The 25,202-nt window shown below is 68.0% G+C and carries 26 protein-coding genes; 13 read left to right on the top strand and 13 right to left on the bottom strand.

What is annotated here, in order from left to right:
* Positions 1-106 precede the first annotated feature (106 nt).
* From RZE77_RS20665 to RZE77_RS20635, 7 genes are all read left to right on the top strand, one after another.
* Positions 107-1,420 (top strand): ABC transporter substrate-binding protein, encoded by a 1,314-nt coding sequence (locus RZE77_RS20665; RefSeq protein ID WP_319439053.1) that lies wholly within the window; start codon positions 107-109, stop codon positions 1,418-1,420.
* Positions 1,421-1,429: 9 nt separating this feature from the next.
* Positions 1,430-2,173 carry an ABC transporter ATP-binding protein gene (locus RZE77_RS20660; RefSeq protein ID WP_319439052.1) on the top strand — a complete coding sequence of 248 codons (744 nt, stop codon included), beginning with the start codon at positions 1,430-1,432 and terminating at the stop codon, positions 2,171-2,173.
* Positions 2,160-2,852 (top strand): ABC transporter ATP-binding protein, encoded by a 693-nt coding sequence (locus RZE77_RS20655; RefSeq protein ID WP_319439051.1) that lies wholly within the window; start codon positions 2,160-2,162, stop codon positions 2,850-2,852. The genes RZE77_RS20660 and RZE77_RS20655 overlap by 14 nt, the downstream gene beginning before the upstream one ends.
* A gap of 1 nt (position 2,853) precedes the next feature.
* Complete coding sequence (locus tag RZE77_RS20650; RefSeq protein WP_319439050.1) at positions 2,854-3,720, top strand: branched-chain amino acid ABC transporter permease; 867 nt, start codon at positions 2,854-2,856, stop codon at positions 3,718-3,720.
* Positions 3,717-4,718 carry a branched-chain amino acid ABC transporter permease gene (locus RZE77_RS20645; protein WP_319439049.1) on the top strand — a complete coding sequence of 334 codons (1,002 nt, stop codon included), beginning with the start codon at positions 3,717-3,719 and terminating at the stop codon, positions 4,716-4,718. The genes RZE77_RS20650 and RZE77_RS20645 overlap by 4 nt, the downstream gene beginning before the upstream one ends.
* A 40-nt stretch (positions 4,719-4,758) precedes the next feature.
* Complete coding sequence (locus tag RZE77_RS20640; protein ID WP_319439048.1) at positions 4,759-5,772, top strand: nitrilase; 1,014 nt, start codon at positions 4,759-4,761, stop codon at positions 5,770-5,772.
* Positions 5,773-5,984: 212 nt separating this feature from the next.
* Positions 5,985-6,320 carry a hypothetical protein gene (locus tag RZE77_RS20635; protein WP_319439047.1) on the top strand — a complete coding sequence of 112 codons (336 nt, stop codon included), beginning with the start codon at positions 5,985-5,987 and terminating at the stop codon, positions 6,318-6,320.
* Between the two features lie 15 nt (positions 6,321-6,335).
* Here the strand turns inward: RZE77_RS20635 and RZE77_RS20630 are convergent, their stop codons facing one another.
* The 7 genes from RZE77_RS20630 to RZE77_RS20600 all read right to left on the bottom strand — a co-directional run bounded on the left by RZE77_RS20630 (position 6,336) and on the right by RZE77_RS20600 (position 11,984).
* Positions 6,336-7,127, bottom strand: a complete 792-nt coding sequence (locus tag RZE77_RS20630) for an SDR family NAD(P)-dependent oxidoreductase (protein WP_319439046.1) — start codon at positions 7,125-7,127, stop codon at positions 6,336-6,338.
* Entirely contained in the window at positions 7,124-7,633 is a 510-nt protein-coding gene (locus RZE77_RS20625; protein ID WP_319439045.1) for a nuclear transport factor 2 family protein, read from the bottom strand. The genes RZE77_RS20630 and RZE77_RS20625 overlap by 4 nt, the downstream gene beginning before the upstream one ends.
* A 73-nt stretch (positions 7,634-7,706) precedes the next feature.
* A complete protein-coding gene (locus tag RZE77_RS20620; protein ID WP_319439044.1) occupies positions 7,707-8,555 on the bottom strand; it encodes an SDR family NAD(P)-dependent oxidoreductase in 849 nt (282 codons plus the stop codon).
* Positions 8,552-9,532 carry a Bug family tripartite tricarboxylate transporter substrate binding protein gene (locus RZE77_RS20615; RefSeq protein ID WP_319439043.1) on the bottom strand — a complete coding sequence of 327 codons (981 nt, stop codon included), beginning with the start codon at positions 9,530-9,532 and terminating at the stop codon, positions 8,552-8,554. Before RZE77_RS20615 ends, RZE77_RS20620 begins: the two co-directional genes overlap by 4 nt.
* A gap of 14 nt (positions 9,533-9,546) precedes the next feature.
* On the bottom strand, positions 9,547-10,119 hold the full coding sequence (locus RZE77_RS20610; protein WP_319439042.1) for a carboxymuconolactone decarboxylase family protein: 573 nt from the start codon (positions 10,117-10,119) through the stop codon (positions 9,547-9,549).
* A 6-nt stretch (positions 10,120-10,125) separates the two neighbouring features.
* Entirely contained in the window at positions 10,126-11,118 is a 993-nt protein-coding gene (locus RZE77_RS20605; protein WP_319439041.1) for a Bug family tripartite tricarboxylate transporter substrate binding protein, read from the bottom strand.
* A gap of 8 nt (positions 11,119-11,126) precedes the next feature.
* Complete coding sequence (locus RZE77_RS20600; protein WP_319439040.1) at positions 11,127-11,984, bottom strand: SDR family NAD(P)-dependent oxidoreductase; 858 nt, start codon at positions 11,982-11,984, stop codon at positions 11,127-11,129.
* A gap of 132 nt (positions 11,985-12,116) precedes the next feature.
* Between RZE77_RS20600 and RZE77_RS20595 the strand changes: the two genes are divergently transcribed.
* Complete coding sequence (locus tag RZE77_RS20595; protein ID WP_319439039.1) at positions 12,117-13,136, top strand: substrate-binding domain-containing protein; 1,020 nt, start codon at positions 12,117-12,119, stop codon at positions 13,134-13,136.
* 6 nt (positions 13,137-13,142) lie between these two features.
* Here RZE77_RS20595 and RZE77_RS20590 read toward each other — a convergent pair whose 3' ends face one another.
* Genes RZE77_RS20590 through RZE77_RS20565 form a run of 6 tightly spaced genes read right to left on the bottom strand, consistent with a single transcriptional unit; the run spans position 13,143 to position 20,334 of the window.
* The gene (locus tag RZE77_RS20590) at positions 13,143-14,093 is read right to left on the bottom strand and encodes an NAD(P)H-dependent flavin oxidoreductase (RefSeq protein WP_319439038.1); all 951 of its coding nucleotides are present in this window, start codon (positions 14,091-14,093) and stop codon (positions 13,143-13,145) included.
* Positions 14,090-15,094 (bottom strand): NAD(P)H-dependent flavin oxidoreductase, encoded by a 1,005-nt coding sequence (locus RZE77_RS20585; protein WP_319439037.1) that lies wholly within the window; start codon positions 15,092-15,094, stop codon positions 14,090-14,092. The genes RZE77_RS20590 and RZE77_RS20585 overlap by 4 nt, the downstream gene beginning before the upstream one ends.
* Complete coding sequence (locus tag RZE77_RS20580) at positions 15,091-16,197, bottom strand: CaiB/BaiF CoA transferase family protein (RefSeq protein ID WP_319439036.1); 1,107 nt, start codon at positions 16,195-16,197, stop codon at positions 15,091-15,093. The genes RZE77_RS20585 and RZE77_RS20580 overlap by 4 nt, the downstream gene beginning before the upstream one ends.
* Entirely contained in the window at positions 16,194-18,320 is a 2,127-nt protein-coding gene (locus tag RZE77_RS20575; protein WP_319439035.1) for an acetate--CoA ligase family protein, read from the bottom strand. The genes RZE77_RS20580 and RZE77_RS20575 overlap by 4 nt, the downstream gene beginning before the upstream one ends.
* A 21-nt stretch (positions 18,321-18,341) precedes the next feature.
* Complete coding sequence (locus RZE77_RS20570) at positions 18,342-19,487, bottom strand: acyl-CoA dehydrogenase family protein (RefSeq protein ID WP_263281348.1); 1,146 nt, start codon at positions 19,485-19,487, stop codon at positions 18,342-18,344.
* Positions 19,488-19,524: 37 nt separating this feature from the next.
* A complete protein-coding gene (locus RZE77_RS20565) occupies positions 19,525-20,334 on the bottom strand; it encodes an IclR family transcriptional regulator (protein ID WP_319439034.1) in 810 nt (269 codons plus the stop codon).
* A gap of 192 nt (positions 20,335-20,526) precedes the next feature.
* Between RZE77_RS20565 and RZE77_RS20560 the strand changes: the two genes are divergently transcribed.
* The 5 genes from RZE77_RS20560 to RZE77_RS20540 are packed head-to-tail and all read left to right on the top strand — an operon-like array spanning position 20,527 to position 24,853.
* Entirely contained in the window at positions 20,527-21,513 is a 987-nt protein-coding gene (locus tag RZE77_RS20560; protein WP_319439033.1) for a Bug family tripartite tricarboxylate transporter substrate binding protein, read from the top strand.
* 51 nt (positions 21,514-21,564) lie between these two features.
* Entirely contained in the window at positions 21,565-21,993 is a 429-nt protein-coding gene (locus tag RZE77_RS20555; RefSeq protein WP_319439032.1) for a Zn-ribbon domain-containing OB-fold protein, read from the top strand.
* Complete coding sequence (locus RZE77_RS20550) at positions 21,990-23,144, top strand: thiolase family protein (RefSeq protein ID WP_319439031.1); 1,155 nt, start codon at positions 21,990-21,992, stop codon at positions 23,142-23,144. The genes RZE77_RS20555 and RZE77_RS20550 overlap by 4 nt, the downstream gene beginning before the upstream one ends.
* Before the next feature lie 27 nt (positions 23,145-23,171).
* A complete protein-coding gene (locus RZE77_RS20545; RefSeq protein WP_319439030.1) occupies positions 23,172-23,990 on the top strand; it encodes an enoyl-CoA hydratase/isomerase family protein in 819 nt (272 codons plus the stop codon).
* A gap of 47 nt (positions 23,991-24,037) precedes the next feature.
* Positions 24,038-24,853: an SDR family NAD(P)-dependent oxidoreductase gene (locus RZE77_RS20540; RefSeq protein WP_319439029.1), complete on the top strand. Its 816-nt coding sequence runs from the start codon at positions 24,038-24,040 to the stop codon at positions 24,851-24,853.
* Positions 24,854-25,202 lie beyond the last annotated feature (349 nt).

Genomic DNA, 25,202 nt, shown 5'->3' with positions numbered 1-25,202 from the left:
CGTTCCAGTCAACTTTTGCGGCCGAGCCAGCAAAGTCGCGCGCGCCGGAAAAAAGCAAAGTTCGGGCAGGCCTTCGCAGAGGGCTGTAACCGCAACGGAGCGCACTTTGAAGACATCTACTTACATGCAGAACGCCGGCTACACCGGTCTCCTGGGCAACCGTCGCCAGCTGCTTCGCGGCGCGGCAGCGCTCGGCGCGGTGGCGGCCCTCGGCCAGGCCGGCAAGGTCTGGGCAGCCGACAAGGACACGATCAAGATCGGCTACATCAGCCCCAAGACGGGGCCTTTCTCTCCCTTCGCCGAGGCCGATGACTTCATCCTCGACCAGGTGCGCAAGTCGCTCGCGGACGGCCTTGTTGTCGGGGGGAAGAAATACAAGGTCGAGATCCTGGCGCGCGACGACCAGAGCAGCCCCGACCGGCAGTCCAACCTGGCGGCCGAGCTCATCAATAAGGAGAACATCGACCTGATGCTGGCGCAGGTGGCGATCGGCCCCAACGCATCGCAGCAATGCGAACTGAATGGCGTGCCCTGCATCTCGACGGTCGGCCCGTGGCAAGCGTGGATGTTCCCGCTCAAGGGCGATCCGGCCAAGGGCTTCAAGAGCGTGTTCCACTTCTTCTGGGGCCTTGAAGACATCTCCGACGTGTATCTCGACATCTGGTCCGCTGTGCCGTCGAACAAGGCGGTCGGATCGGTCTTCAGCAACGACGTGCCGGGCAACGCCATGGGCGACCTGAAGCTCGGCATGCCCGGCGCCTTCGCCAAGGCTGGCTACAAGGTCGTGGACATCGGCCGGTTCCCGGTGGGCGCCGACGATTTCTCCTCCTACATCCAGGCGTTCAAGAAGGACAACGTCGAGATCGTCACCGGCCTGTTCAATCCGCCCGAGTGGGCTTCGTTCGTCAAGCAGTCCGCGCAGATGAACTTCAAGCCGAAGGTCGCGACTGTCGCCAAGGCTCTGCTCTTCCCGGGCGGGGTCGCCGCGCTCGGGCCGCGCGCCGATGGCATGTCCACCGAGATCTGGTGGACGCCCGCCTATCCGTTCAAGTCGAGCCTCACTGGCCAGACGGCCAGGCAATTCGCCGATGCCTACACCGCCGCCACGAAGCGCGAGTGGACCCAGCCGATGGGCGTCGTCCATGCGCTGTTCGAAGCGGGCATCCAGGCGCTCAAGGCCAGCGGCAACCCCAAGGACCCGGTCAAGGTGGCCGACGCCGTGCGCGTGATGAAACACGACACCATCATCGGCAGGCTCGACTTCACGTCGAGCGGCATCAAGAACGTCTCCAAGATGCGTGTCGTCGGCGGCCAGTGGCGGGTGAACGCGGCAGGCAAGCCGGAGCTCTTCATCACGAACAACAAGACCGCGCCGGAGATTCCCGTGCAGCGCAAGTTCGAACTCCTGAAGCTGGGCTGAGGAGCTGCCATGCTGCTCGAACTGCGTGACGCAACCAAGCGCTACGGCGACATGGTCATCATCCCGAAGCTCTCGCTTTCCGTCGAGGAGGGCGAATTCATCGGCGTGATCGGCCCCAACGGCGCCGGCAAGAGCACGATGTTCGGGCTCATTTCCGGCAGCACGCGCTGTGACGGCGGCAGCGTCTTTCTCGATGGCATGGACGTCACCACGCTGGATGCGGCGCAGCGTTGCCGCGCGGGCATCGGGCGCACCTTCCAGATTCCGCAGCCGTTCGAAGGCATGACCGCCTACGAGAACGCCCTGGTCGCCGCGAGCTTCGGCAGCAGCGGGAACGGGAGTGCCGCACAGGCCCTGGCGGTGGATGCGATCGAACGCTGCGGCCTCGCGCCGGTCGCGGACAAGCTGGCAGGCACGCTCACGCTGCTTCAGCGAAAGCGCCTCGAGCTTGCGCGTGCGATTGCCACGCAGCCGCGCCTCTTGTTGCTCGACGAGGTGGCCGGAGGCCTGACCGACGGCGAGATGCAGCAATTGCTGCAGCTGATCGTCACGATCCATCAAAGCGGCGTCACCATTCTCTGGATCGAGCACCTGGTGCACGCGCTGGTCTCGGCGGCGGACCGTCTCGTGGTGCTTGCCAGCGGCGCCGTCATCTGCGACGGCGATCCCGGATCGGTCATGGGCGACCAGACCGTGCGGGACACGTACCTCGGCTCCGACATCGGCGAGGAGGTCGACCATGCTGCGCACTGACCGTCTCGATGCGTACTACGGCCTGTTCCAGGCGCTGTTCGGCTTCACGTTCGAGGTCAGGCCAGGTGAAACCGTCGCCCTGATCGGATCGAACGGGGCGGGCAAATCGACGCTGCTTCGTTCGATCGTCGGTTCGGTGCGCACTCGCCCGGACGGGGTCCTGCTCGACGGCCGGCCCGTGGGCGGGGAGCCGGAGCGCAAGCAGCTCGATCGCGGCATTGCACTGGTGCCCGAAGGCCGGCGGCTGTTTCCCAGCCTGACGGTCCGCGAAAACCTTCAGCTGGCGATGCGCAACGGCCGCAAGGGGCCATGGACCGTCGAGCGCCTGATGAAGGAGTTTCCGGTGATGGAGGCATTCCAGCACCGTCCCGCGACGGCGTTGTCGGGCGGCCAGCAGCAGCTCGTGGCTCTTTCGCGCGCGCTGGTCTGCAATCCCGACTACCTGCTGTGCGACGAGATCTCGCTGGGCCTCTCGCCGGTCGCCGTCAACGAAGTCTATGAACTCCTGGGCCGTGCACGCAGGGACGGGCTGGCGGTCGTGCTGGTGGAACAGAACGTGAAGCGCGCGCTTTCCGAGTCCGACCGCTTCTATTGCATCCAGAAAGGCCGCGTGGTGCTGGAAGGCAGCTCCGAACACGCGGACCACGCGCAAGTTGCCCAGGCCTACTTTGGAATCTGACATGCAAGCACTACTCGAAACCATCGCAGGCGGGCTGATGCTCGGCGCGCTCTATGCCCTCTTCGGGCTGGGCCTCAGCCTGAGCCTCGGCGTGATGAAGATGATCAACATCGCGCATGGCGACCTGATCGTCCTGGGCGCCTACCTGTGCAGCACGGTGATGCAGCTCCTGGGCACAGGTCCGTTCATCTCGTTGCTCGCCGTGGTCCCGATGATGTTCGTCATCGGCTATGTGCTGCAGAGGGTCCTGCTCAATCGCGTGGTGGGCAGGGGAGCGCTTTCGCCGCTGCTGCTGACCTTCGGGCTCTCGATCGTCCTGCAGAACCTCCTGCAGGAGGTCTATACGGCCGATACGCGCAGCCTCCAGGCCGGCGAGTTCGCCCTGCAGGGATTCGACCTGGGCGGGGTGTCCATAGGCCTGCTGCCGCTCGTCTCGACGTTGATCAGTGTGGCCATCTTCGCGGGCACCAGCTGGTTGATCGGCCACTCGCATCTGGGCCGGCAGGCGCGCGCCGTCGCGGACGACCCCGGCACCGCGCGGCTGGTCGGCGTCAACGACCGCAACTTCTTCGCACTGGTCACCGGCTTCGTCCTCGCCGTGATCGCGCTGGCGTCGGTGATGTACGGCATCAGAACGCCGTTTTCGCCCACGGCGGGGCCCGAGCGCCTGCTGTACTCGTTCGAGGCCGTCGTGCTCGGCGGCCTCGGCAATGTCTGGGGTACGTTCGTCGGTGGCTTGATCATCGGCGTGGCGCAGCTCCTTGGTGCCAAGGTGTCGTCGGGCCTCGGCCCGTTCTTCGGACACCTCGTCTTCCTGATCGCGTTGCTGGCCCGTCCGCAAGGGCTTTTCGGAAAGGGTTCGCGATGAACTCGATCGCACTGATGAATGGGACCCGGCCGCGCAAAGCGGGCAGGGCGGTAGTTGGCGTCGTGTTGCTCGCCGTGCTGGGCGCCCTGGCCTTGGCACCGTGGTTCACCAGCTTCGCGACCCAACGTCTCCTCGTGGAAGTCTTCACCGTCTTCGCGATGGCACTGGCCTGGAACCTGCTCGCAGGCTACGGCGGGCTGGTCGTCGTGGGGCACCAGATGTTTGTCGGCGTGGGGGCCTATGCCCTTTTCGCCCTGTCCAACAGGTTGGGAATCAACCCTTGGATCATGCTGCCGCTCGCGACGGCGGCGACCGCACTCTTCGCATTGCTGAGCGCGCTGCCGATGTTTCGGCTCAGCGGCGCGCATTTCGCGGTGGGAACATGGGTGCTCGCGGAGATGCTGCGGATCCTGACGCTCAACAACGAATGGCTGGGAGCAGGGGGCGGTATGCCGCTCGAGGCGCTCGGGAGCTTCGATCGTTGGACGCGCAACGCGGGTGTCTATTGGTCCGCGCTCATCACCGGCGTCGGCGCGCTCTTCATCGCCCGCCTGATGCTCAGGGGCAAGCTGGGCCTGGCGCTGATGAGCGTGAGGGACTCGGAGGCCGCTGCGGCCGCATCCGGCGTTTCGATCCAGCGGGCCAAGCTCGCGCTGTGGGTCATCGCCGGCTCCATCACCGGGCTCGCGGGAGCAGTGGCCTACATGAACACGCTGCAGGTGACGCCGGATGCGACCTTCTCGTTGAATTGGTCCGCTGCAGCCATCTTCATTGCAGTCCTGGGCGGTATCGGGACACTGGAAGGCCCGATCCTGGGAACGATCCTTTACTTCCTCTTGCGTGAGTCCTTCGCCAGCTACGGCTCGTGGTACTTCATTGGCCTCGGGTCGCTGGCCATCGTCACCATGGTGTTCGCACCCGGCGGCGCCTGGAGCCTCGTCACCCGGCGATGGGTCATCGATCCTTTTGGCGTGCGACGCGACATGCCTCGCCGCTGACCTCATCCCCTTCAGTTCACTTCCGGTCAAGGAAATCCAGATGTCCGAAACAGCATTCAAGGTCGCCGTCGTCCAGGCTTCCCCGGTCTTTCTCGACGCGAGGGCGTCAACGGAAAAAGCCATCGACCTCATTGCCGAAGCAGGCGCAAACGGCGCCAAGCTCGTGGCCTTTCCCGAAGTTTTCATCCCGGGCTATCCGTGGTGGCTGTGGCTCGGAACGCCTGCATGGGGGATGCAGTTCGTCTCCAGATACCACGCAAATTCGCTCCGGTCCGACGGACCGGAACTCGCGGCAATCGCCGCGGCTGCCAAGAGGTCGGACATCAATGTAGTGATCGGTTTTTCCGAGATCGAGGGTGGATCCTTGTACCTCAGCCAAGCGCTCATCAGTGACAAGGGCGAGATGGTGTTCAAGCGCCGAAAGCTGAAACCCACGCACGTCGAGCGCACGTTGTTCGGCGAGGGTGACGGATCGGACTTCCAGGTCGCCGACAGCAGCGTTGGCCGGCTGGGTGCGTTGTGTTGCGCGGAGCACATCCAACCGCTCTCCAAGTACGCGATGTACTCGATGCACGAGCAAGTGCACGTCGCTTCCTGGCCGTCGTTCACGCTGTACCGCGGCAAGGCCTTTGCGCTTGGCCATGAGGTCAACCTCTCCGCCAGTCAGATCTACGCGCTGGAAGGGGGCTGCTACGTGCTACACGCGAGTGCGGTCACCGGACAAGACATGTTCGACGTGTTGTGCGATACGCCTGAGCGAGCGGAGCTGCTCAATGCCGACGGAGCCAAGCCAGGTGGCGGTTACTCGATGATCTTCGGACCGGATGGACAGCCATTGGTGGCACACATGCCTCAGGACCAGGAGGGCCTGCTCTACGCAGACATCGATCTCGCCAACATTGCCGTGGCCAAGGCGGCTTACGACCCATCGGGCCACTACGCTCGCGGCGACGTCGTGCGCCTCATGGTCAACAAGAATCCGCGCCGGACCTGCGTCAATTTTGGGGAAGGCGTTACCGACGGAGCCCAATGGACAGAAGCAAAGGCCGATTGAGAAAGGGTCGATAAGCCGCCCTACGTTCACGACTGGCGGCGCGGTCGCACCGGCGCGGGCGCTTCCAAGACCATCGGAACTTCGCTGCAAGAATCAGCGCCGGAGTTTGTTGCGCTGTCACTGCCTTCATCGCCGCCGCCCCAGCACCGGCGCCGGCTGTCGCTCCCGAGGAGATCCGTCTCGAGTTCAAGCGTGGGGCGATGGCCGTAAGTGTGACGTGGCCTATCAACCGAACCAGCCCCAACCTCCATGACAACCAGAAGCAGTATTCGGACTGCCGCGCAGCCCTGGGCAACGGCCTGCCGATCCTGTGGTGGCAGACGCCGATGGGCGTGCCTTCCGATACGCCTGGCGGCACCGACCAGCACTACCGCGACAACCACGTCGACTACATGCTGACCCACGCCCAGGAGTACGGCGACATGCACACCATCGGGATCGTCTTCAGCGCTGGCGGCGGTCACCAGACCTCGATCAGCACAGACGGGGGCCAGTTCGCGCGCCTCTCGGCGCAGTATCTCGCGCGAGGCGGCGCTGCGTTGAAGTAGCCGGTTCCGATCTTCCTATCGCGCCGAGGCACCGCCATCGACCGGGATGACCGTCCCGGTCATGTAGCTGGAAGCGGGTGAGGCCAGCAGCAGGGCCAGTCCCTTGATCTCGTCGGCCTGGGCTACGCGGCCGAGGGGAATGTGGGTCCGCATGCGCTCGGCCGACTCGGGAAGACGCAGGCGGCCGCCGTTGATGTTCGTGGCGAAGGGGCCGGGTGCAATGGCGTTCACCAGCACGTTGTGCGGTGCCAGTTCGATGGCGGCCTGCCTGACCAGGTTGTTCGCCGCCGCCTTGGAGGCGACGTAGGCGTATCCCGAAAGCGATTCCGAGCGCAGGCCTGCGATCGAGGTGGTCACGACGATGCGTCCCTCCCTGCGCGGCTTCATGTGCCGCGCCGCCGCGCGCACGGTGTGCAGCACGCCGTCGAGGTTGATGCGCAGGACCTTGTCCCATTGCGCGAGGTCGATGTTCTCCAGTTGGCCCGCCTCCACGACGAAGCCGCGTCCGGCACTAATGCCCGCGTTCGCGAACACGCAGTGGATGGCGCCATGGCGTGACGCCATGTCGTTCACCAGCCCATCCACGGCGTCGGCATCGGCGACGTTCAGCGTCGCGCCTTCCACCAGCGGGTAGCTCGACTTCAGGCGCTTCACCTGGGCATCGAGCGCCTGCGCATCCACGTCCGTCATGAGCGTGCGCGCGCCGGCCTCGAGCATCGTCTCGGCGAATGCCAGGCCGAGACCGCTGGCGGCGCCCGTGACCAGGACGCTGCGCCCGGTGAGGTCGAAGAGCGAAGCCAGGCTCATGCCGCCTCCGTAGGCTTCTTCACCGGAAGCAGAGCCTCCCAGTGCTCGGCCGCTTCGACCATGTAGTGGACGGTCAGCACCACCTTCTTGAAGAGCCACTGGCCGTCGACGCGCACGTAGGTGTCGTCGAACCGGCCCACCACGTAGAAGCTCTTGCCGCCGTGCACGGGGCGGCCGTCCAGGTAGGACTGGCCCGTGCCCGTGTCGCCATCAACGCTCACCTCGTGCTGATGAATGAACTGCCGCGCGTACTGCACGGGAAAGTTCTCGAAGAAGGTGCGGATGGCGTCGCGCCCGAAGACCTCGGGGCGTCCGTTGTAGATGACGCTGGCGTCCTGCGCGAACAGTTCATGCAGGCGAGGGCCCTGGTCTTCATTGACCAGCATGTGGTAGCGCGCACGCAGGACGCGAATCGCTTCCACGCTTTCGAGTTCGTCGACGCGGCGCCGCAGGGCCTGCAATTGCTGCGCGATCTGCGCGAGCGTGTTGCCGGGTTCGGTGTTCATTCGGAGTCTCCTGGAGAGAGTGCCCGGCCCTGGCGGTGCAGGGCCGGTGCGGTGATGGATGAAGCGCGCCGTCTCATCCCGCTTCGGGATGCTCCTTGCCGAAATCGTCGAGGATCGCGTGCATGCGCTTGTGGACCGACGCGCCCTTGTGGCTGTGCGGTATGACATAGAAGCGCCCCGCGCGAATGGCCGCCAGCGTCGCCGAGGCGACGTCCGTCGCGTCGATGGGGGATGCCGCCATGCCCGCGCGCACCCGCTCGTCATAAGCTGCCGCGGGTGCGACGGTGTCTGCGAGAGTGCCAGGCCGGTTGCGCTGCGACGCATGGATGCCGGTGGGCAGCAGCGAAGGGCAGACCACGGTCACGCCGATCGGCGAACCGGCCTGCTCCAGGTCGCGCGCGAGGCATTCCGAGAAGGCCACCACCGCGTGCTTGCTTGCGCTGTACACGGCGGAGCCCGCCAGCGTCGCGAGTCCGGCGGCGGACGCGGTGTTGATCACGTGGGCGGGCCGGCCGCGTGCGCGCATGCGCGGAACGAAACTGCGCACGCCATTGGCGACGCCCAGCACGTTGACGCCCAGCACCCATTGCCAGTCCGCTTCGGTCGCGGCCCAGGCCGGCCCGAGCACGGCGACGCCCGCGTTGTTGAACAGCCAGTCGACACCGCCGAAGCGGTCCTCGCAGGCCTGCGCGAAGGCCTCGACGTCGCTTGCGCGGCTCACGTCGCATCGTTGCACCAGCGTGGGCACGCCCATCGATCGAACGAGCGCCCCGGTGGCGGCCAGCGCCTCCGCCTCCACGTCGGCGAGCGCCACGGCCATGCCCTCGCCCGCGCAGGCCAGGGCTAGCGCGCGGCCGATGCCGCCGCCGGCGCCGGTGACGGCGGCCACGGCGGGTGCAGCGAGTGTGTGCGTGACGCTCATTCCAGCGTCACCCCGGCCGTGCGCAGGACGTCCGTCCACTTGACCGCCTCACGCGCCACGTAGGCCTGGAACTCGGGATGCGGCATGTCGATGACGAAGCCTCCGGCCGATTCGAGCGTGCCCTTGATTTCCTGCGAGCGGAGGGTTTCCGACGTCTCCGAGGACAAGCGCTTCACGATGTGTTCCGGCGTCTTCGCAGGCGCGAAGAACCCGCCCCAGCTCAACGATTCGACGCCCGGAAAGCCGGCTTCGGCCATCGTCGGAACTTCCGGCAGCATCGGCATGCGCTGGCCGCGCGTGACCGCCAGCGCACGCAGCTTTCCGCTGCGGATGTGCGGCGCGGCCGTCTGAAGGAAGTCGAACATCGCATCGACGTTGCCCGAGACGAGGTCGACCAGTGCGGCCGAAGTCGCCTTGTACGGCACGTGGGTGAAGCGCGCCCCGGTGCGCGTCTGCAGCAGCTCCAGGCACAGGTGCCCTCCGGTGCCGTTGCCGCCGGAGCCGAAGTTCATCTTGCCCGGATTCTTCTTCGCGAGCTCGACCAGTTCGGCCACCGAGCCGATGCCGAGCTTCGGATTGACCACCAGGACGTGTGGGTTGCCCGACAGGCCGTGAACGGCCACGAAGTCCTTCACCGGGTCGTAGCGGATCGTCTTGTACAGCGCGCTGTTGGTGCCCTGGGTGCCTTGCGTGCCCAGCAGCAGCGTGTAGCCGTCGGGCGCCGCGCGCGAGACGAACTCGGCGCCGATCGAGCCGCTCACGCCGACCTTGTTGTCGACCACGATGGGCTGGCCGAGGCGGGCGGCAAGCACGCGCGCGATCACGCGGGCCTGCAGGTCGACGACGCTGCCCGCCGAGAACGGAACCACCAGCGTGATGGGCCTGGTGGGGTAGTTCTCCTGGGCGCGCAGCACCGGCGCGAGCGGAAGCAGGGCGGTGGCGACGGTGAATTGCCGGCGGTTGAGGTTGAGGGTCATCTGTGTCTCCCGGGTCAGTTCTGCCTGAGGATCTCGGTCCACGGGGCGTGGCCTGTCAGCACGTCGCCGCCTTCGAGGTCGACCTCGAAGTTCTCGAGCACGCGGCACACCAGCATGTAGTAGCCGATGGTCATCACGATCTCCACGAGCTGCTGGTGCGGCAGCTCGGCGGCCAGCGCATCGAACATCTCGTGCGGTGCCTTGACCTGGCGCACCACGGCATCGGTGAAGTCGAGCACGCGGCATTCGATGCGGTCGAACGGCTCCCTCGCGACGCTGCCTTGCGGGTGTTCGAGCACGGCTTCGACCTGGACGGGCGGTACGCCCGCCTGTGCAGCCACGCGCTGGTGCTGGGTCACCTCGTAGCTGGAGCCGCACAGCGCACCCACGCGCAGGATCACCAGTTCGCGCAGCGTCACCGGCAGCGAAGAGCGCCGCAGGATGCTGGAGCCCAGGGCGAGAAAGCCCTGCGCGGTGGCGCCGCCGTGGGCGACCATGCGGTAGATGTTGAGCGGCGGGCGCCCGTCCAGCTGCGCGCGGAGTTCCGCGGGGGCCTCGGCCATATCGAAGTAGGGAATGCGTGCCATGGGTTCTCAATCGAGTCGGATGCCGGCGGTGCGAATCACTTCGCGCCACTTGGCGGTTTCACTGCGCGCGAAGTCGGCCAGAGCCTGGGGCGTGCCGCCCTGGGGCTCGATCGTCAGTTCGCGCATGCGGTCGGACACCGCCGCGGTCTGCAGCGCCCGGTTCACTTCCTGGTTGAGCCTGTCGATGATCGGCGGCGGCGTGCCGCTGGGGGCCCACAGGCCGCCCCAGGCCGCGAGCTCGCAGTCTGGCAGGCCCAGTTCCTCGAAGGTCGGCACCTGCGGCAGGAGCGGCAGCCGTCTGCGCGAGGTGACGGCCAGCGGGCGGATCTTCTCGCTGCGGATGTAGGCAAGGTTGCCCGCCACGTTATCGAAGATCGCCGGCACCTGCCCGCCGAGCACATCGGTGAGCGCCGGAGCGCTGCCCTTGTACGGAATGTGCGCGAGCTGCACCTTGGCCGCGCGGTTGAGCAGCACCAGCGACAGGTGGCCGCTGGTGGCGTTGCCGGGCGTCGCCACGGCGATCCGCTCGGGGGCCGCCCTGGCCATGGCGAGAAAGCTCTTCAGATCGCGCGCTTCGAAGGCCGGGTTGACGCACAGCACGTTGTAGACCTTGCCTTCGAGCGCGACGGGCGCGAAGTCCTTCACCGGGTCGTACTCCAGCTTCGGATACAGGCTGACGTTCATCGCGTGGGTCGCGTTGGTGCCGTAGAAGAGCGTGTAGCCATCGGGTGCGCTGCGCGCCGCGACCGCGGCTGCGATGTTCCCGGAGGCCCCCGGCCGGTTGTCGACGATCACCGGCTGGCCCAGTTGCCGGGCCAGTTGATCGGCGAGGCGGCGCGCGGACTGGTCGGCCGAACCGCCCGCCGGAAAGCCCACGATCAGGCGCAGGGGTCGGCCGGGGTAGGCCTCGTCGCGTGCCGCCATCGCCGCGCCCAGGTGCGGCGCTGCGGCGGCGCAGGCGGCCGCCTGGAGGAATCGGCGTCGTTGCAGCGGCTGCATGGCGGATCTCAGGCGCGCGGCGCGGCGATGCCGCCGGTCAGGCCGCCATCGACGACCAGCGCGTGGCCGTTCACGTAGGAGGCCTCGTGCGACATCAGGAACAGGGCCGAGTACGCGACTTCCCAGCCCGTGCCCTGGCGGCCGAAGGGCAGCGGCATCGCGAGGCGGTCGGACCTTCGGCGCGTCGCCGCGCGGCCGATGGGCGTGTCCATCAGTCCGGGCAGGATGCTGTTGCAGCGCACCCCCTTGGCCTGCCCTGCCATTGCGATCGAGCGCGCGAGCGACACCTGGGCTGCCTTGGTCGTTTCGTAGGCCGGATTGAAGCTGGAGTTGCGCAGCGCGGCGATCGAGGACAGCAACACGATGGCGCCGCCGGGTGCCATGTGCCGCAACGCCTGCTGCCCGAACAGCATGCATGAGCGCACGTTGGTGGCGTGCTCGCGGTCCCAGGCTTCGGCGGTCTGGTTGTCCAGCGACAGCCCGCTGGCCACGCCCACCACCATCACCAGGCCGTCGAGGCCACCCATCTTCTGCACCGCGCGCTCCACGCTCGATGCGGCCGCGTCCGGCTGCGCGACATCGGCCACCTCGGCATGGACCGTCGCGCCCGATGCGCGCACCAGCTCGCAGGTCTGCTGCAGCGAGGCAGGGTTGATGTCCACACAGGTCAGCGTCGCGCCCTCGTGGGCGAACAGCAGGGAGATCGCCCGGCCGTTGCCCACGGGCGGCTCGGGATCGTCGATGTCGCGCTGGCCCGCGCCGACCACCAGGATGCGCCGCTGCGCGAGGCGTCCCGCGGAAGGCCGCAGGTGGCCGAGCGCTTCGGCGAAAAGCTGCTGCTCAGGCTGGATGGCTAGCGAGGTCATGCATGTCTCCTTCTTAGGCGTTGGTGCGTTCATGGTTCAATTTTGGAAACGTTTCCGAAATGGTGAAAACCCTCGCTCGCTGTCACCTAAGATGCACCTCATCCTCTTGCCCGAACGGGAATGTCCATCCGAATGAATGCAGAAAAACAGAAGATCGATCTGCGTGACGTGGCGCGTCTGGCGGGTGTCTCGCTGGGCAGCGCGTCGCGGGCGATGAACGGCGCCGGCGCGTCGGCGGCCACGCAGGAGAAGGTCAACCAGGCCGCGGCGGCGCTGGGCTACCGCCCCAACCACGCGGCGCGGGTGCTGCGTTCGCGACTCAGCCGCACCGTCGGATGCCTGCTGCCCGACATCTCGAACCCGTTGTACGCACAGGTGTTCCGCGCGCTGGAGGACGAGTTCCTGCGGCACGACTACCTGCTGCTGCTGGCCAACGGCGCCAACGACGTCGAACGTGAAACGAAGGCATTGGGAACGTTCACACAGCGAGGCATGGACGGCGTGATCCTCGCGCCCGGCAACGAGCGCAACGCGGCGCTGGTGGAGGCGCTGCGGCTGCTGCCGATGCCCGCCGTCGTGTTCGACCGCGAAGTCAGCGGCGGCCACGACGCCGTGCTCATCGACCACGCGGGCGGCGTGCGGCGCGTCGTCGAGCACCTGCTCGGCCTGGGGCATCGGAACATCGCACTCGTGCTCTGGCAGGGCGACACGCGGCCGGTGCGCCGACGCGTGCAGGGCTTTCGCACGGCATTCCAGGCCGCAGGCCTGCCCGTGCCCGATCTGCAGGTGCAGGCGCGCAGCGTGACGGCTTCGGTCAATGCGGAGGTCACTGAACTGCTGGGGCGTCCGGATCGACCGAGTGCCCTCATCGTCCAGGGGACCCACATGCTCAACAGCGCACTGCGGGCGATCTCCGCGCGGGGGCTTCGGGTGCCGCGCGACATCTCGGTGGTGGCCATCGGCGACACGCCCTTCGCGGCCGAGCACGACCCCGCGGTGAGCGTGCTCGACATCGACCAGACTGAAACCGCGCGCTGCCTGGTCGAGCTGCTGCTCACGCGGATCGCCGACAACGGGCTGCCGCAACGCAAGGCCCGCATCGCGCTGCGCTATGTGGAGCGCGATTCGGTGGCCGCACCCGCGTCGGCCTAGGACCGGTCAGGCCGCCGCGCTGCCGCGGTATTCCCTGCCGATCGCATCCACCAGTTCGGCGACCGTCGGCACCGCGCGCACGCCGGACACCGAATGGCCCGCGCTCCAGATGTCGGTCCAGCGCTGGCTGGGCGCCGCATTGGCGCCGCCGCCGTAGCGTCTTCTGGCGTCCTCCACCGAGATGCTCTCGTCGAGGCTCGCGATGTCGATGCCCAGCCGCCGCGCCGAAGGCACGAGAAAGCTGGCGGGCAGTCCGGTGAAGCCGCGCGTGAGCAACACGTCGTCGATCGCGCTGTCGACCAGCATCTGTCGGTACGCGTCGCTCGCCAGGCTCTCGCGCGTGGCGATGAAGCGGGTGCCCATGATGCCGAGGTCGCAGCCGAGCGTCTTTGCAGCGCGCAGGGCCACGCCGTCCGACAGGCCGCCTGCCAGCACGATGGGGCCGTCGAACACGTCGCGCACCGCGCGCACGAAGGCGAACGGGTTCGCCCAGCCGGTGTGGCCGCCGGCCCCCGCGGTGAGCAGCACGAGGCCGTCCACGCCCGACTCGATGGCGCGCACCGCATGGTGCAGGGAGGCCACGTCGGCGAATACGCGGCAGCCGCCTTCGTGCAAGCGCGGCACCACGGCGGCGGGCGAGCCCACGCTGGTGATCACGAGCTGCGCACGGTGCCGCGCGATCAGTTCGACCTCGGCCATCACCCGCGCGGGGTCGCGCCGCATGATGAGGTTGGGGCAGTACGGCGCCGTGCGCCCGGGCGCGGCGGCGGCTTCTTCGTCCAGGCGAGCGAGCCAGGCATCGAACTCTTCGAGCGTCTGGCAGTTGGCCGTGGGAAAGGCGCCGATCACGCCGGCCGCGCAGACGGCGGACACCCAGTCGATGCCCGAGACCCGCAGCATGGGCGCGGCGATGAGGGGCAGGGCCAGGCGGTCGAGGAAGGGAAGTGCTGGGGTCATTGCAGTGCGGTCGATGCGTTCAGGTGCGCCAGGGCGGCGCGTGTTTGCCGGATGAGTTCGTCGACGATGGCGGCGAGCGGCTCGGTGCGCGTGGCGAAGCCGATGGCCGGCCCGAGGGAGAGCATGCCGCTTCGCCAGTCGCCATCGCCATAGCAGCGGTCGCGCGCCACGCGGCTGTCGAGCAGGCCGCCGAATGCGTCATGGTCGGCCGCGCCGGCGCGCTCGATCGCGTCGACCTGCGCGGCAGTGTCGTTGCGCAGCACGCGCCAGGTGTTGCCCAGCGTGTGCAGCAGCCGCATGGTGCTGTGTTCGTCGCAGCCCAGCAGGTGGTTCTTGTAGGCCGCGTGGGCCGACACCTCGTCGCTCACGAGGAAGCGGCTTCCCATCAGCACGCCGTCGGCACCGAGCGCGAGCGCGGCGGCGAGCTGACTGCCATGGCCGATGCCGCCGCCCAGCACCAGCGGAACGCGGAATTGCCCGCGCGCCGTGGCCAGCGCGCCCATCAGCATGGTGGGCAGTTCGTTGGCGCCGGGGTGCCCGCCTTCCTCCATGCCGACCAGCGCGACCGCGTCGGCACCGGCCGCCTGCGCGGCGAGGGCGTGCCGCACGCTCGATGCCTTGTGAATCACGGCACCGCCGGCTGCGTGGATGGCGTGGATCAGCACATCCGGCGCATAGCCCGCGGTCTCGAAGTGGCGCACTCCATGGTCCAGCGCGGTCTCCAACGAGGCCTGCACACTGACGTTGGCCTGCGGGCGCGCCGACAGCGTGAGGTTGACGCCGAAGGGGCGGCCTTCGGTGATGTCGCTGCAGCGGTGCAACTGCTCGCGCAGCGCCGCGTCGCCGCCGAAGGAACGCGGGGTGATGAAGCCCATGCACCCCGCATTGGTCAGCGCGCCCACATAGCGCGCGTCCGAGAGCCACATCAGCCCGCCGCCGAGGATGGGGTAGGCCAGGCCGAAGAGCCGCGTCAGGCGCGTGGGCAGCGACGGCTGGCTCACAGCTGCAGCTGCCGCGCATTGTCCAGGCCGGGCGCATCGGCCAGCGCCGCCGGATCGACGCCCGCGAGCGGCACCGGAAAGCGCACCAGCGACAGCGGATCGGTGCCATTGATGAGTCCGCGCTGCGCGAACTGCGGCAGGGCAGCGAGGTCTCCGGGCGCCACCACGGGCGCGACGGGCAGGTCGTTGCGCGCCAGCGTCTCGAAGGCCTCGGCCGAATCACGCTCGGCGAGCTGCTGCGCGATGCGGTCGTTGATGGCCTGTGCCTGCTTCTTGCGCGCGCCGAGCGTGCGGTAGGGCTCGCCCGCGAAGTCGCCCATGTCCAGCACGCCGCAAAGCCGTGCCCAGAAATGGTCCTCGAGCGCCGCGACGCTCAGGTACTGTGCGTCGCGGCAGCGGAAGCTGCCGTAGGCGGGCTTGACCTGCGCGACCGCGCGCTGGCGTTCCAGGTCGGTCGCGCCATCGGCGCGGTAGGCGCCCAGGCGCGGATTCATCCAGTGCAGCACGCAGTCGGCCAGCGCCACGTCCAGGTACTGGCCCCGGCCCGTGCGGTCGCGCTGCAGCAGCGCCGCCAGCGTGGACGAGAGCGCATACATCGACCCGCACAGGTCCGCCACCGGCAGGCCGAAGTTCTGCGTGGGAGGGCCGCCGGGCTCGCCGGAGATCGCCAGTGCGCCGGCCGCGGCGAGGTAGTTGATGTCGTGCCCGGGAAGTTGCGCCCACGGACCCTCCTGTCCGTAGCCGCTGAGCGAGACATACACGAGCCGCGGGAAGCTCTCGCGCAGGCTCGCATAGTCCAGGCCCAGGCGCGCCATCACGCCGGGGCGGTAGGACTCCACCAGCACATCGGCCTGCGCCACCAGTTCGCGCACGCGGGCGCGCTGCGCTTCGTCCTTCAGGTCCGCCAGCAGGCTGAGCTTGCCCCGGTTGACCGCCTCGAAGCCGCCCGGGCCCATGCGCCGCGCGTTGTCCCCGCCGGGCGGGCGCTCGATCTTGATGACGCGCGCACCCATCTCCGCCAAGTTCTGCGTGAAGAACGGACCGGGCAGCAGTTCGCTGAAGTCCAGGACGGTGACGCCCGCGAGCGGGCCGGAGGCGCTCACGCGGCGCCTCGCTCGACGATCACCGTGTCCAGCGGCAGGGCGCCTTCGCCCCGGGCCCCGACCCAGATCGGGTTGAGGTCCATCTCCTCGATGCGCTGCGCGTTCGCCGTCACGAACTCGGACACGCCCAGCAGCAGCCGCTCCAGCGCGGGCACGTCGGCCACCGGCCGGCCGCGCGCGCCGTCGAGCACGGGGAAGCAGCGCATCTCGCGCACCATGGAGGCGGCGTCCTCGGGGCTCAGCGGCAGCAGGCGGCGCGAGACGTCGCGCAGGATCTCCACGTAGATGCCACCCAGGCCGAAGGTCATCACATGCCCGAACACCGGGTCGCGCGTGACGCCGGCCATCAGCTCGACGCCGCCGCGCGGCGCCATCTTCTCGATCAGCAGGCCGTCGATGGCGGCATCGGGCTTGTGATGCCCGGCCGACGCCATGATGTCGTCCCATGCAAGTTCCAGTTGCGCGCCGTCGGCGATGCCGATGCGCACGCCGCCGATGTCCGACTTGTGCAGGATGTCCGGGCTGGCGATCTTGGCGACCACCGGGTAGCCCATGCCGTCGGCGAGCCGGCGCGCTTCGTCCCGGGTGCGTGCCACGGCCACCGGCAGCAGCGGGATGCCGGCCTTCTCCAGCAGGGCCTTGGCCTGCAGTTCCGACAGGTTGCGCAGGGCGCCGGCCGGTGCCGCGTGCACGGCCGGCGACAGGCGGCGCACCTGGCGGCCCGCCGCGCTGCGCTGCCAGCGGCCCCATTCCGTCCAGCGCCTGATGGCGGCGATCGCCTTGCCGACTGAGCGCGGCGGGGCGAACCCTGCCGCGACCAGCATGCGGTATCCCTCGCCCAGCCTGTCGCTCATCCAGATCGGGACGATCGGGCTGCGCACGCGCTTCTGCGCCGCGATGATGGTCTGCGCCATGCGGATGGTGGTCTCGCCGTAGTCCAGTGCGATCGGCGCGATCACGCAGCCCAGGTTGGGGTCGGCGGCGACCGCGCCGAGCGTGCTTTCGACGAGGTCGGCGTCGCTGAGCACCGCGGCCGTGGTGTCGACCGGGTTGTTGATCGCCGCGTAGTCGGGCAGCTTGCTGCGAAGCAGCTCGGTGGTCTCGGGAGCGAACTCGGCCAGCGTGAGCCCGGCCGTCCCGACCGCATCGGCCGTGAGGGCGGTGGTGCCGCCCGAGGAGCAGTACACGCCGATCGCCTCGCGCTCGCTGGGCATGGCGCGCGCGAAGAGCCAGGCGGTGTCGACCAGCTCGTCGATGTCGTCGACCTCGATCACGCCGTACTGGCGGAACACCGCGCTGTTGACTTCGGCCGAGCCCGTCAGCGATGCGGTGTGCGACTGCGCGGCGCGCTGGCCGTACTCGGACTTGCCGACCTTCAGCGCGATGACCGGCTTGCCGTTGTCCGCGGCGCATTGCAGCGCCGCCAGGAAGCGCGGGCCGTCCTTGATGCCTTCGAGCAAGGTCACGATCACCTTGATGTCGGGCGCGGTCGCCATGTAGTGGATGAAGTCCGCCACCTGCAGGTCCACCTCGTTGCCGGTGGAGGCCCACAGCCCGATGCCGATGCCGCGCTCCATCGCCTGCATCACGTTGCGCCCCAGCCCGCCGCCCTGCGTGGCCAGGCCGATCGGGCCCTTGACCAGGTCGTGCGGGAACGACGGCGAGAAGGTCATGCCCAGGCGGGCGTTGACGTTGGTCAGGCCCGGGCAGTTCGGGCCGTAGATGCGCATGCCGGCCTGGTCGGCGATCTCCTTGAGGCGGGCCTGGGCCCGCTCGCCCTCGGCGCCGGCCTCGCCGAAGCCCGAGGTGAGGATGATGGCGAACGGCACGCGCCTGGCCGCGCATTCCTCCATCACCGCGATGACGCCCGATGCGGGCACCGCGATCACGGCGACATCGGGTGTCTGCGGCAGCGCGGCGATGCTGGGCCAGCAGCGCCGGCCGCGCAGTTCGCTCTTCGTCGGGTTGATCAGGTAGAGCTCGCCGTCGATCTGCGAGTGGTCGAGCAGGTTGCTCAGGGTGCGTCCGCCGATGCTCTGCGGCCGCTCGGAAGCGCCGACCAGGGCGATGGAGCGCGGATGGATGAGACGTGACAGATCGGTGCTGAAGGCCGGATGGGTCATGCTGTGCAACTCCCGCGGCGTTCAGGCGATGGCCGAGATGCCGAGGATCTCGCGCCCGACGATCAGCGTCTGCACTTCGGTCGTGCCTTCCGGAATGGTCCCGCCGCGGGTGTCGCGAAAGATCCGCTCGATCGGGTAGTCGGTAGCGTAGCCCAGCCCACCGTGCACCTGCAGCGCCATGCTGGCGACTTCGTGTGCGGCTTCGGTGGCGTAGAGCTTGGCGATGGACGCGGCGGTGCGCGCGTCCTGGCCCGAATCCAGCGCGGCGGCGGCGCGCAGGCCCAGCGCGCGCGCGGCCTCCACGCGGATCGTCATGTCGACGATCAGCTTCTGCACCAGCTGGAAGCTGCCGATGGGCTTGCCGAACTGGGTGCGCGTGCGCGCGTAGTCGATGGAAAGGTCCAGCGCCGATTGCGCGGCACCCACGGCGCCCATCGCGATGTTCACGCGCGCGCTGTCCAGGCCGATCAGCATCTTCTTGAGCGCGCCGCCTTCCTCGCCCAGCAGGTTCTCGCGCGGCACCTTGACGTTGTCGAAGCCCAGCTCGGCGGTGCCGGTGCTGCGCAGCACCATCGTGTCGACGCGGCGCATCTCGTAGGGCGAGACATCCCGCTCGACCAGGAAGGTGGAGAGCTGGCCCTGGCAGTCGGGGCTGAAGGTGCGCGCCACGACGATGCCGAAGTCGCCGAAGGCGCCGTTCGTGATCCACAGCTTGCGGCCGTTGAGCACATAGTGGTCGCCCTGCAGGTCGGCGCGGGTCTGCACCTGCGCGATGTTGGAGCCCGTGCCCGGTTCGCTGATGGCGCTGAAGCAGCGCCGCTCGTTGTTCAGCAGCGGCTTGAGGAAGCGCTCCTTCTGCGCGGGCGTGGCCTCGGCCGCGAGCTTGTTGATCGCCGCATTGGTGATGTTGAGCATCGTGCGCAGCGACAGCCAGGCGTAGCCCGCTTCTTCCATGAGCATCGCCCAGGTGAGCTGATCCATGCCCATGCCGCCTTCTTCTTCGGAGAGCCGTCCGCCCAGGTAGCCGAACTCGGACAGGGGCTTGAGCAGCTCGAAGGGAAAGGTCTTGTCCTGGTCGTGGCGCGCGACGATGGGCGTGACCTCGCTCTTCATGAAGCGGCGGATGCTGTCGCGCAGCATGGTCTGTTCTGCAGTCTGGGTGTACACGGTGTCTCCTGGTTCTGAAAATGAAAATGAGCGGCGCTCAAGGCTCGTCGGGAGGCGGGGCCTTGGTGCCGCGGCGGGAAGGTGAAGAAGAAGGCGATGACGCCGCCTGCTGCTCGCGAAACACGACGGCCTTGACCTCCTGCAGCGCCTCGATGCAGCGCTCGCGCTGGTCGCGCATGCGATGGGTGAGCCCGGCGACCGACAGGGCCAGCGTTTCGCCGCCGATCTGGCCGGCCACCGCCACCGCGGTCAGCCCTTCGCTGCCTTCGTTCTCGACCCAGATCCAGCCCTGTTCGCGCGCGTGTTCCACCTGCGCCTCCAGTTTGGACAGGTCGGTGAGCGTTCCGGAGGCCAGCGAGCGCAGCGGCTTCAGGCGCAGTTGGCGCGCCGCTTCTTCCGGCGTGCCGATCGCGAGGATCGCCTTGCCGAGAGCGGAGACGTGCAGCGCCAGCTTGTCGCCCACGTGCTGCATGTAGCGCAGCGCGTGCCGGCCCTCGCTCAGCGCGATGACTTTCACGACGCCGTTCTCCAGCCTGCCGCACAGGCCGGTCTCGCCGGTGCGGTCGCGCAGCAGTTCGCAGGCTTCGGCACCCACGGCGTACAGCGGATCGCTGGCGGAGATTTCCTTGGCCACCGTCAACAGGCGCGCGGTCGGATAGAAGCGCCGGCTGCGCGCGGTGCGCAGCAGATAGCCCAGCTCGTGCAGCGTGTGGAGCAGGTCGGAGCAACTGCTCTCGGGCAGATCCATGAGGCGGGCCAGGTCCGAGTTGGACAGCTCGCGCTTTTCGCGCGCAAAGACTTCGAGCAGGGTCATCGTGCGGGCGGCAGCAGGGACGATGGTGGGCATGAATCCTCCGATAGGTCGTAGAAGTTATCGATCATAGCGACGGATCTCATGCGATTGGAGAGGTTTGCAGGGTGAGAGACTGCCGAAAAATCTAGAAAACACGGTTGTCAAACAACGACTGGTTGAAGTAGTCTACGTCTATTCGTAGAAAAAAGGCAATCGAATCGCGTTGCAAAACCAGGAGACAACCCCTTGCACACCTTCTTCAAAGCCATCGCCGCATGCGGCTGCGCACTCTTCCTCTCCGCCGCCGGCCATGCTGCCGACGAGGCCCAGGGCTGGCCTTCCAGGCCCCTGACCTTCGTCGTCCCGTTTCCGCCCGGCGGCATCACCGACAACACCTCCCGCCTGCTGGCGCTGAAGCTGGGCGAGAAGCTCGGCCAGCAGGTGGTCGTCGACAACCGGCCCGGTGCCGGCGGCTCCATCGGCGTGGAATACGCGGTGCGCCAGCCCGCCGACGGCTACACGCTGATCTACGGCACGCAGGGCACGCATGCGGCCAACCTCGCGCTCTACAAGAACGTGCGCTACGACCCGGTCAAGGACTTCACGGCCGTGCACGGCATGTCGGAGTCGCCGCTGATCCTGGTCATTAATCCCAACAAGCCATTCAAGACGGTGCCGGAGCTCGTGGCGTACGCCAAGCAGAACCCCGGAAAGCTCAACTTCGGCTCCGCAGGCGCGGGCACGGCCACGCACCTGACGGCGGAGCTCTTCCAGACGACCGCGGGCGTCAAGATGACGCACGTGCCCTACAAGGGCAGCAGTCCCGCATTGACCGACTTGATCGCCGGCAACCTCGACCTCGCCTTCGACTACGCGGCCGTGGTGCTGCCCTTCGTGCAGTCGGGCAAGCTCAAGGCGCTGGCCGTCACCGGCAAATCGCGCCTGAGCAGCGCGCCCGACCTGCCGACCGTCGGCGAGCTGGGCTACCCCGGCGCCGAGTCCAGTGCGTGGGGAGCCATGTTCGTTTCCTCCAAGACGCCCGCGCCCGTAGTCAAGCGCCTCGCCGATGCCATGGCGGAAGTCATCGTGAATCCGGAAGTCCTGGCCGCCACGGAGAAGTTCGGCAGCGTGCCGATGCGCGGCATGCGCGGCGAGAAGCTCGACGCGTTCGTCAAGTCCGAGATGACGCGCTGGCGCGAGGTGGTGCAGAACTCCGGCGCCAGGCTGGAGTAGGGCTGCGCCGCGCCCCCGATCCCTTTCTTTCGACAACAGGAAACCAGTTTCATGACCACTGACCTGCGTGGCTTCCGGCCACAGCATCCGACGCTCTACCAGCTCGCGCCCGACGGCGAGTCGCTGGAGTTCCTCTTCGCGCAGTGCCCGGCGTGCCAGAAACTCGTCTTTCCCGCGGACGTTCCCGGCTGCAGCCACTGCGGCGATCCGCTTCACGGCGCCGAGAAGGTCGCACGCCCCGGCGGCGGCAAGCTGCTGGAGTACGTCACCCTGCACGTGCCGCTGCTGCCCGGCATGGAGGTGCCGCGCATCGCCGCAGACATCCTCATCGAGGATGGGCTCATCGAGGAGGGCGTGATTGCCGGATCGGACGAATCGGCCTTGCGGGTCGGCATGGCGCTGCGCGCCGTCGCCGTGGCTCAGCCTGGCGGCGAAACCTTCGCCTGCCGCTTCGTTCCGGCAGAGGGGGCGGCGCGATGAGCAACTGGATCGACGACAACGAAGGCGTGTACGTGGCCGGCATCGGCATGCATGCGTACCAGTTCCCGAGCGAGACGCCCTACACGCATCTGGGTCTGGCCGCGGTGCGCGCCGCGCTGGCGGATGCGGGGCTGGCTTGGCCCCAGGTGAACAGTGCCTATGTGGGCACCACCTCCATCGGCATGGCGGCCGGGCGCGTGATGCTGCGGCACCTCGGGTCTTCGGGGCTGGCCGTTACCCAGGTCGAGAACGCATCGGCATCGGGTTCCTTTGCTTTCCGGCAGGCGTGCATGGAGGTGGCGCGCGGCGTCAGCGACGTGGTGCTGGCCGTGGGCGTGGACAAGCACGGCGACGCCCGGCGCGCGGCCGACAAGGAAGGCCTGGCCCGGCTCAGCGAGACCGCCAACGTTCCCGCCGTGAAGTTCGCGATGATGGCCCGCACCTACCTGCGCGAGCGCGGCGCGGACGGGGCGTCGATGGCGCAGGTGGCGGTGAAGAACCATGGCAATGCCTCGCGCAACCCGTTCGCGCAGTTCCGCAAGCCGCGCACCCTCGAACAGGTGCTCGCGTCGCCGCTCGTGGCGGGAGACCTGACGGTGCAGCAGTGCTGCCCGAGAGGCGAGGGCGCCGCAGCCGCCATCGTGGTGTCGGGCCGCGCGCTGCGCCGGCTCGGCCTGGACGCTTCCCGCTGCGTGCGCGTGCGCGCGTCGGCCGCGTGCAGCGAAACCCCGGAAACCTCCTACGGCGCTGCGGCGGTCGACCTCGTGAGCGCCAGCGCCAGCGCGGCGCTGGAGCAGGCGGCGATTCCCGCGCGGCAACTGGACCTGCTGGAACTGCACGACGCCTTTTCGGTGGAGGAACTGCTCTACAGCGAAGCCATCGGCGTGTGCGAGCCGGGCGAGGGGGCCGCATACCTGCTGCGCGGCGACTCACAAATCGGCGGGCGCTGCGCGATCAATGCATCGGGCGGCCTCATCGGCATGGGGCATCCGTTAGGCCCCACCGGCATCGGCCAGATCGCGGAGATCACGCGGCAGCTTCGCGGCGAGGCCGGCGACCGGCAGCACGAGGGTGCCGGCTGGGGCATGGCTCACATGATCGGGCTCGGGTCGGTGGCCATCGCGCACGTCCTCTCCCGCGCCACGGTATGACACAGCAAGAACTCGCAAGGAAACACCATGCCTGAAAACAACCGGCCCGACCACGTCGAGCTCTCCACGCTCACCTACCGCGTCGAGGAGCACGTGGCAATCGTGACGCTCAACCGGCCCGACCGCATGAACACGCTGGGCGGCACGATGAAGCCCGACCTCGCCCATGCGTTCTTCGAACTGGCCCGCGCCGACCAGCGCGTGCGCGCGGTGGTGCTCACGGGTGCCGGCGAGCGCGCCTTCTGCGCCGGCGCCGACATCAAGGAGCGCGCCGACCACCAGATCTGCGCCACCGACTTCTTCGTCGCGCAGAAGGCGACGCACGACCTGTTCCGCGGCATCGAGGAATTCGAGAAGCCCACCATCGCGGCAATCAACGGCGTCGCGCTTGGCGGCGGCCTGGAACTGGCCCTGTGCTGCGACCTGCGCCTGGCCGCCGACCATGCCCGCCTGGGCCTTCCCGAAGTGCGGCTGGGGGTGATCCCCGCAGCCGGCGGCACGCAGCGGCTGCCGCGGCTGATCGGCGAGGCGCGCGCGAAGGCGCTGATGCTGACGGCGGCCCAGATCGACGCGGCGCGCGCCCTCGACTACGGCCTGGTCACGCAGGTGCTGCCGGGTGCCGAGCTGATGCCGGCGGCCGTCGCGCTCGCGCAGCAGATCGCGGAGATGCCGCCGTTGGCCGTGCGCTTCGTCAAGCGGGCGGTCAACCGCGGCATGCAGACCGACCTCGACAGCGGCCTCGAGTACGAGCGCTATGCAGCAGCCCTCCTGGTCGATAGCGAGGACCGCAAGGAGGGCATGCGGGCCTTCGTCGAGAAACGCAAGCCGGTATTCCAGGGGCGTTGAGCCCCACTCGCATCTCTATTCATTCAAAAGCAAGCAAGGAAGCACACATGAAACTCGGTTTGGAATTCCAGGTTGCCCTAGTGACTGGTGGCGGCCAGGGCGTAGGCCGGCAGATCTGCATCGAACTCGCCCGCGAAGGCGCGCGCGTCGTGGTCAACGACCTGTTTCCTGAAAGGGCGCAGGCCGTGGCGCGCGAGATCGAGGCCCAGGGCGGCAAGGCGCTGGCCGCACCCGCCGACATCACGCAGGTCGACCAGGTGCAAGCCATGGTCGATGCCGCCGTGCGGCACTTCGACGCGCCGGTTCAGATCCTGGTGAACAACGCCGGCATCATTCCCGAGCGGCGCGAGAAGGGCGGCCGCACGCCGGCCTTCGTCGACATGCCGGTGGCCGACTGGGCCAAGATCGTCAACCTCAACGTGTACGGCACCTTCCACTGCTGCCATGCCGTGCTGCCCGGCATGGTGGCGGCCAGGCGCGGACGGATCGTGAACATCATCTCGGAGGCCGGCCGGATCGGCGAGGCCAACATGGCCGTCTACTCGGGCGCGAAGGCAGCCATCGCGGGTTTTGCCAAGGCGCTGGCGCGCGAGCACGGCCGGCATGCGATCACCGTCAACTCGATCGCCCTCGGCGCGGTCTCGCACGAAGGCATCAAGGACGGGCCACTGCACTCGGACGCGACGATCCAGAACAACGAACTGCTCGCGAAGATGGTGAATCTCTATCCGATCTCGAAGGGCGTGGGGCGTCTGTCCAGACCGGATGATGTCTCCGGCTTGGTGGTTTTCTTGGCATCCGAGCGGGCGCTGTTTGTCACCGGTCAGACCATCGGTGCGTCTGGGGGATTTGCGATGATCTAGTGATCAAGGCCCGGCGATCACACTTAGGGAGGCGCCCATATAAGACGTTCCCTAAGGTATGACAGCCGCGACTGGCTTGTCAAAAAGCTGGCGAGTGTGAAAAAGTAATCAAACGATGGGCGCAAGCCGAAGTCGAAGCCGCCTGATTTTTTCGAGGAATCAGCCGTCAAGCGGAAGGGATCGTTGCCGCGGTCGAAAGGAAGCTAGGCGGGAGGTTATGGCTTCATATTCCTGAGGCGCGTGACTCTTGAGCAGCCGCAGATCTGCGGAAGATAGAGAAGCGGTAGATGAGATCGAAGGCTCCAGAGAGAGCGTATCGAAAAGGCATTGCAAGGCATTATCGATACGC

It is taken from the genome of Variovorax sp. SPNA7, assembly GCF_033807855.1.
Lineage (GTDB): Bacteria > Pseudomonadota > Gammaproteobacteria > Burkholderiales > Burkholderiaceae_C > Variovorax > Variovorax beijingensis.
Note: the sequence above shows the minus strand (reverse complement) of the source record. Positions and strands in the feature narration are given on the sequence as shown.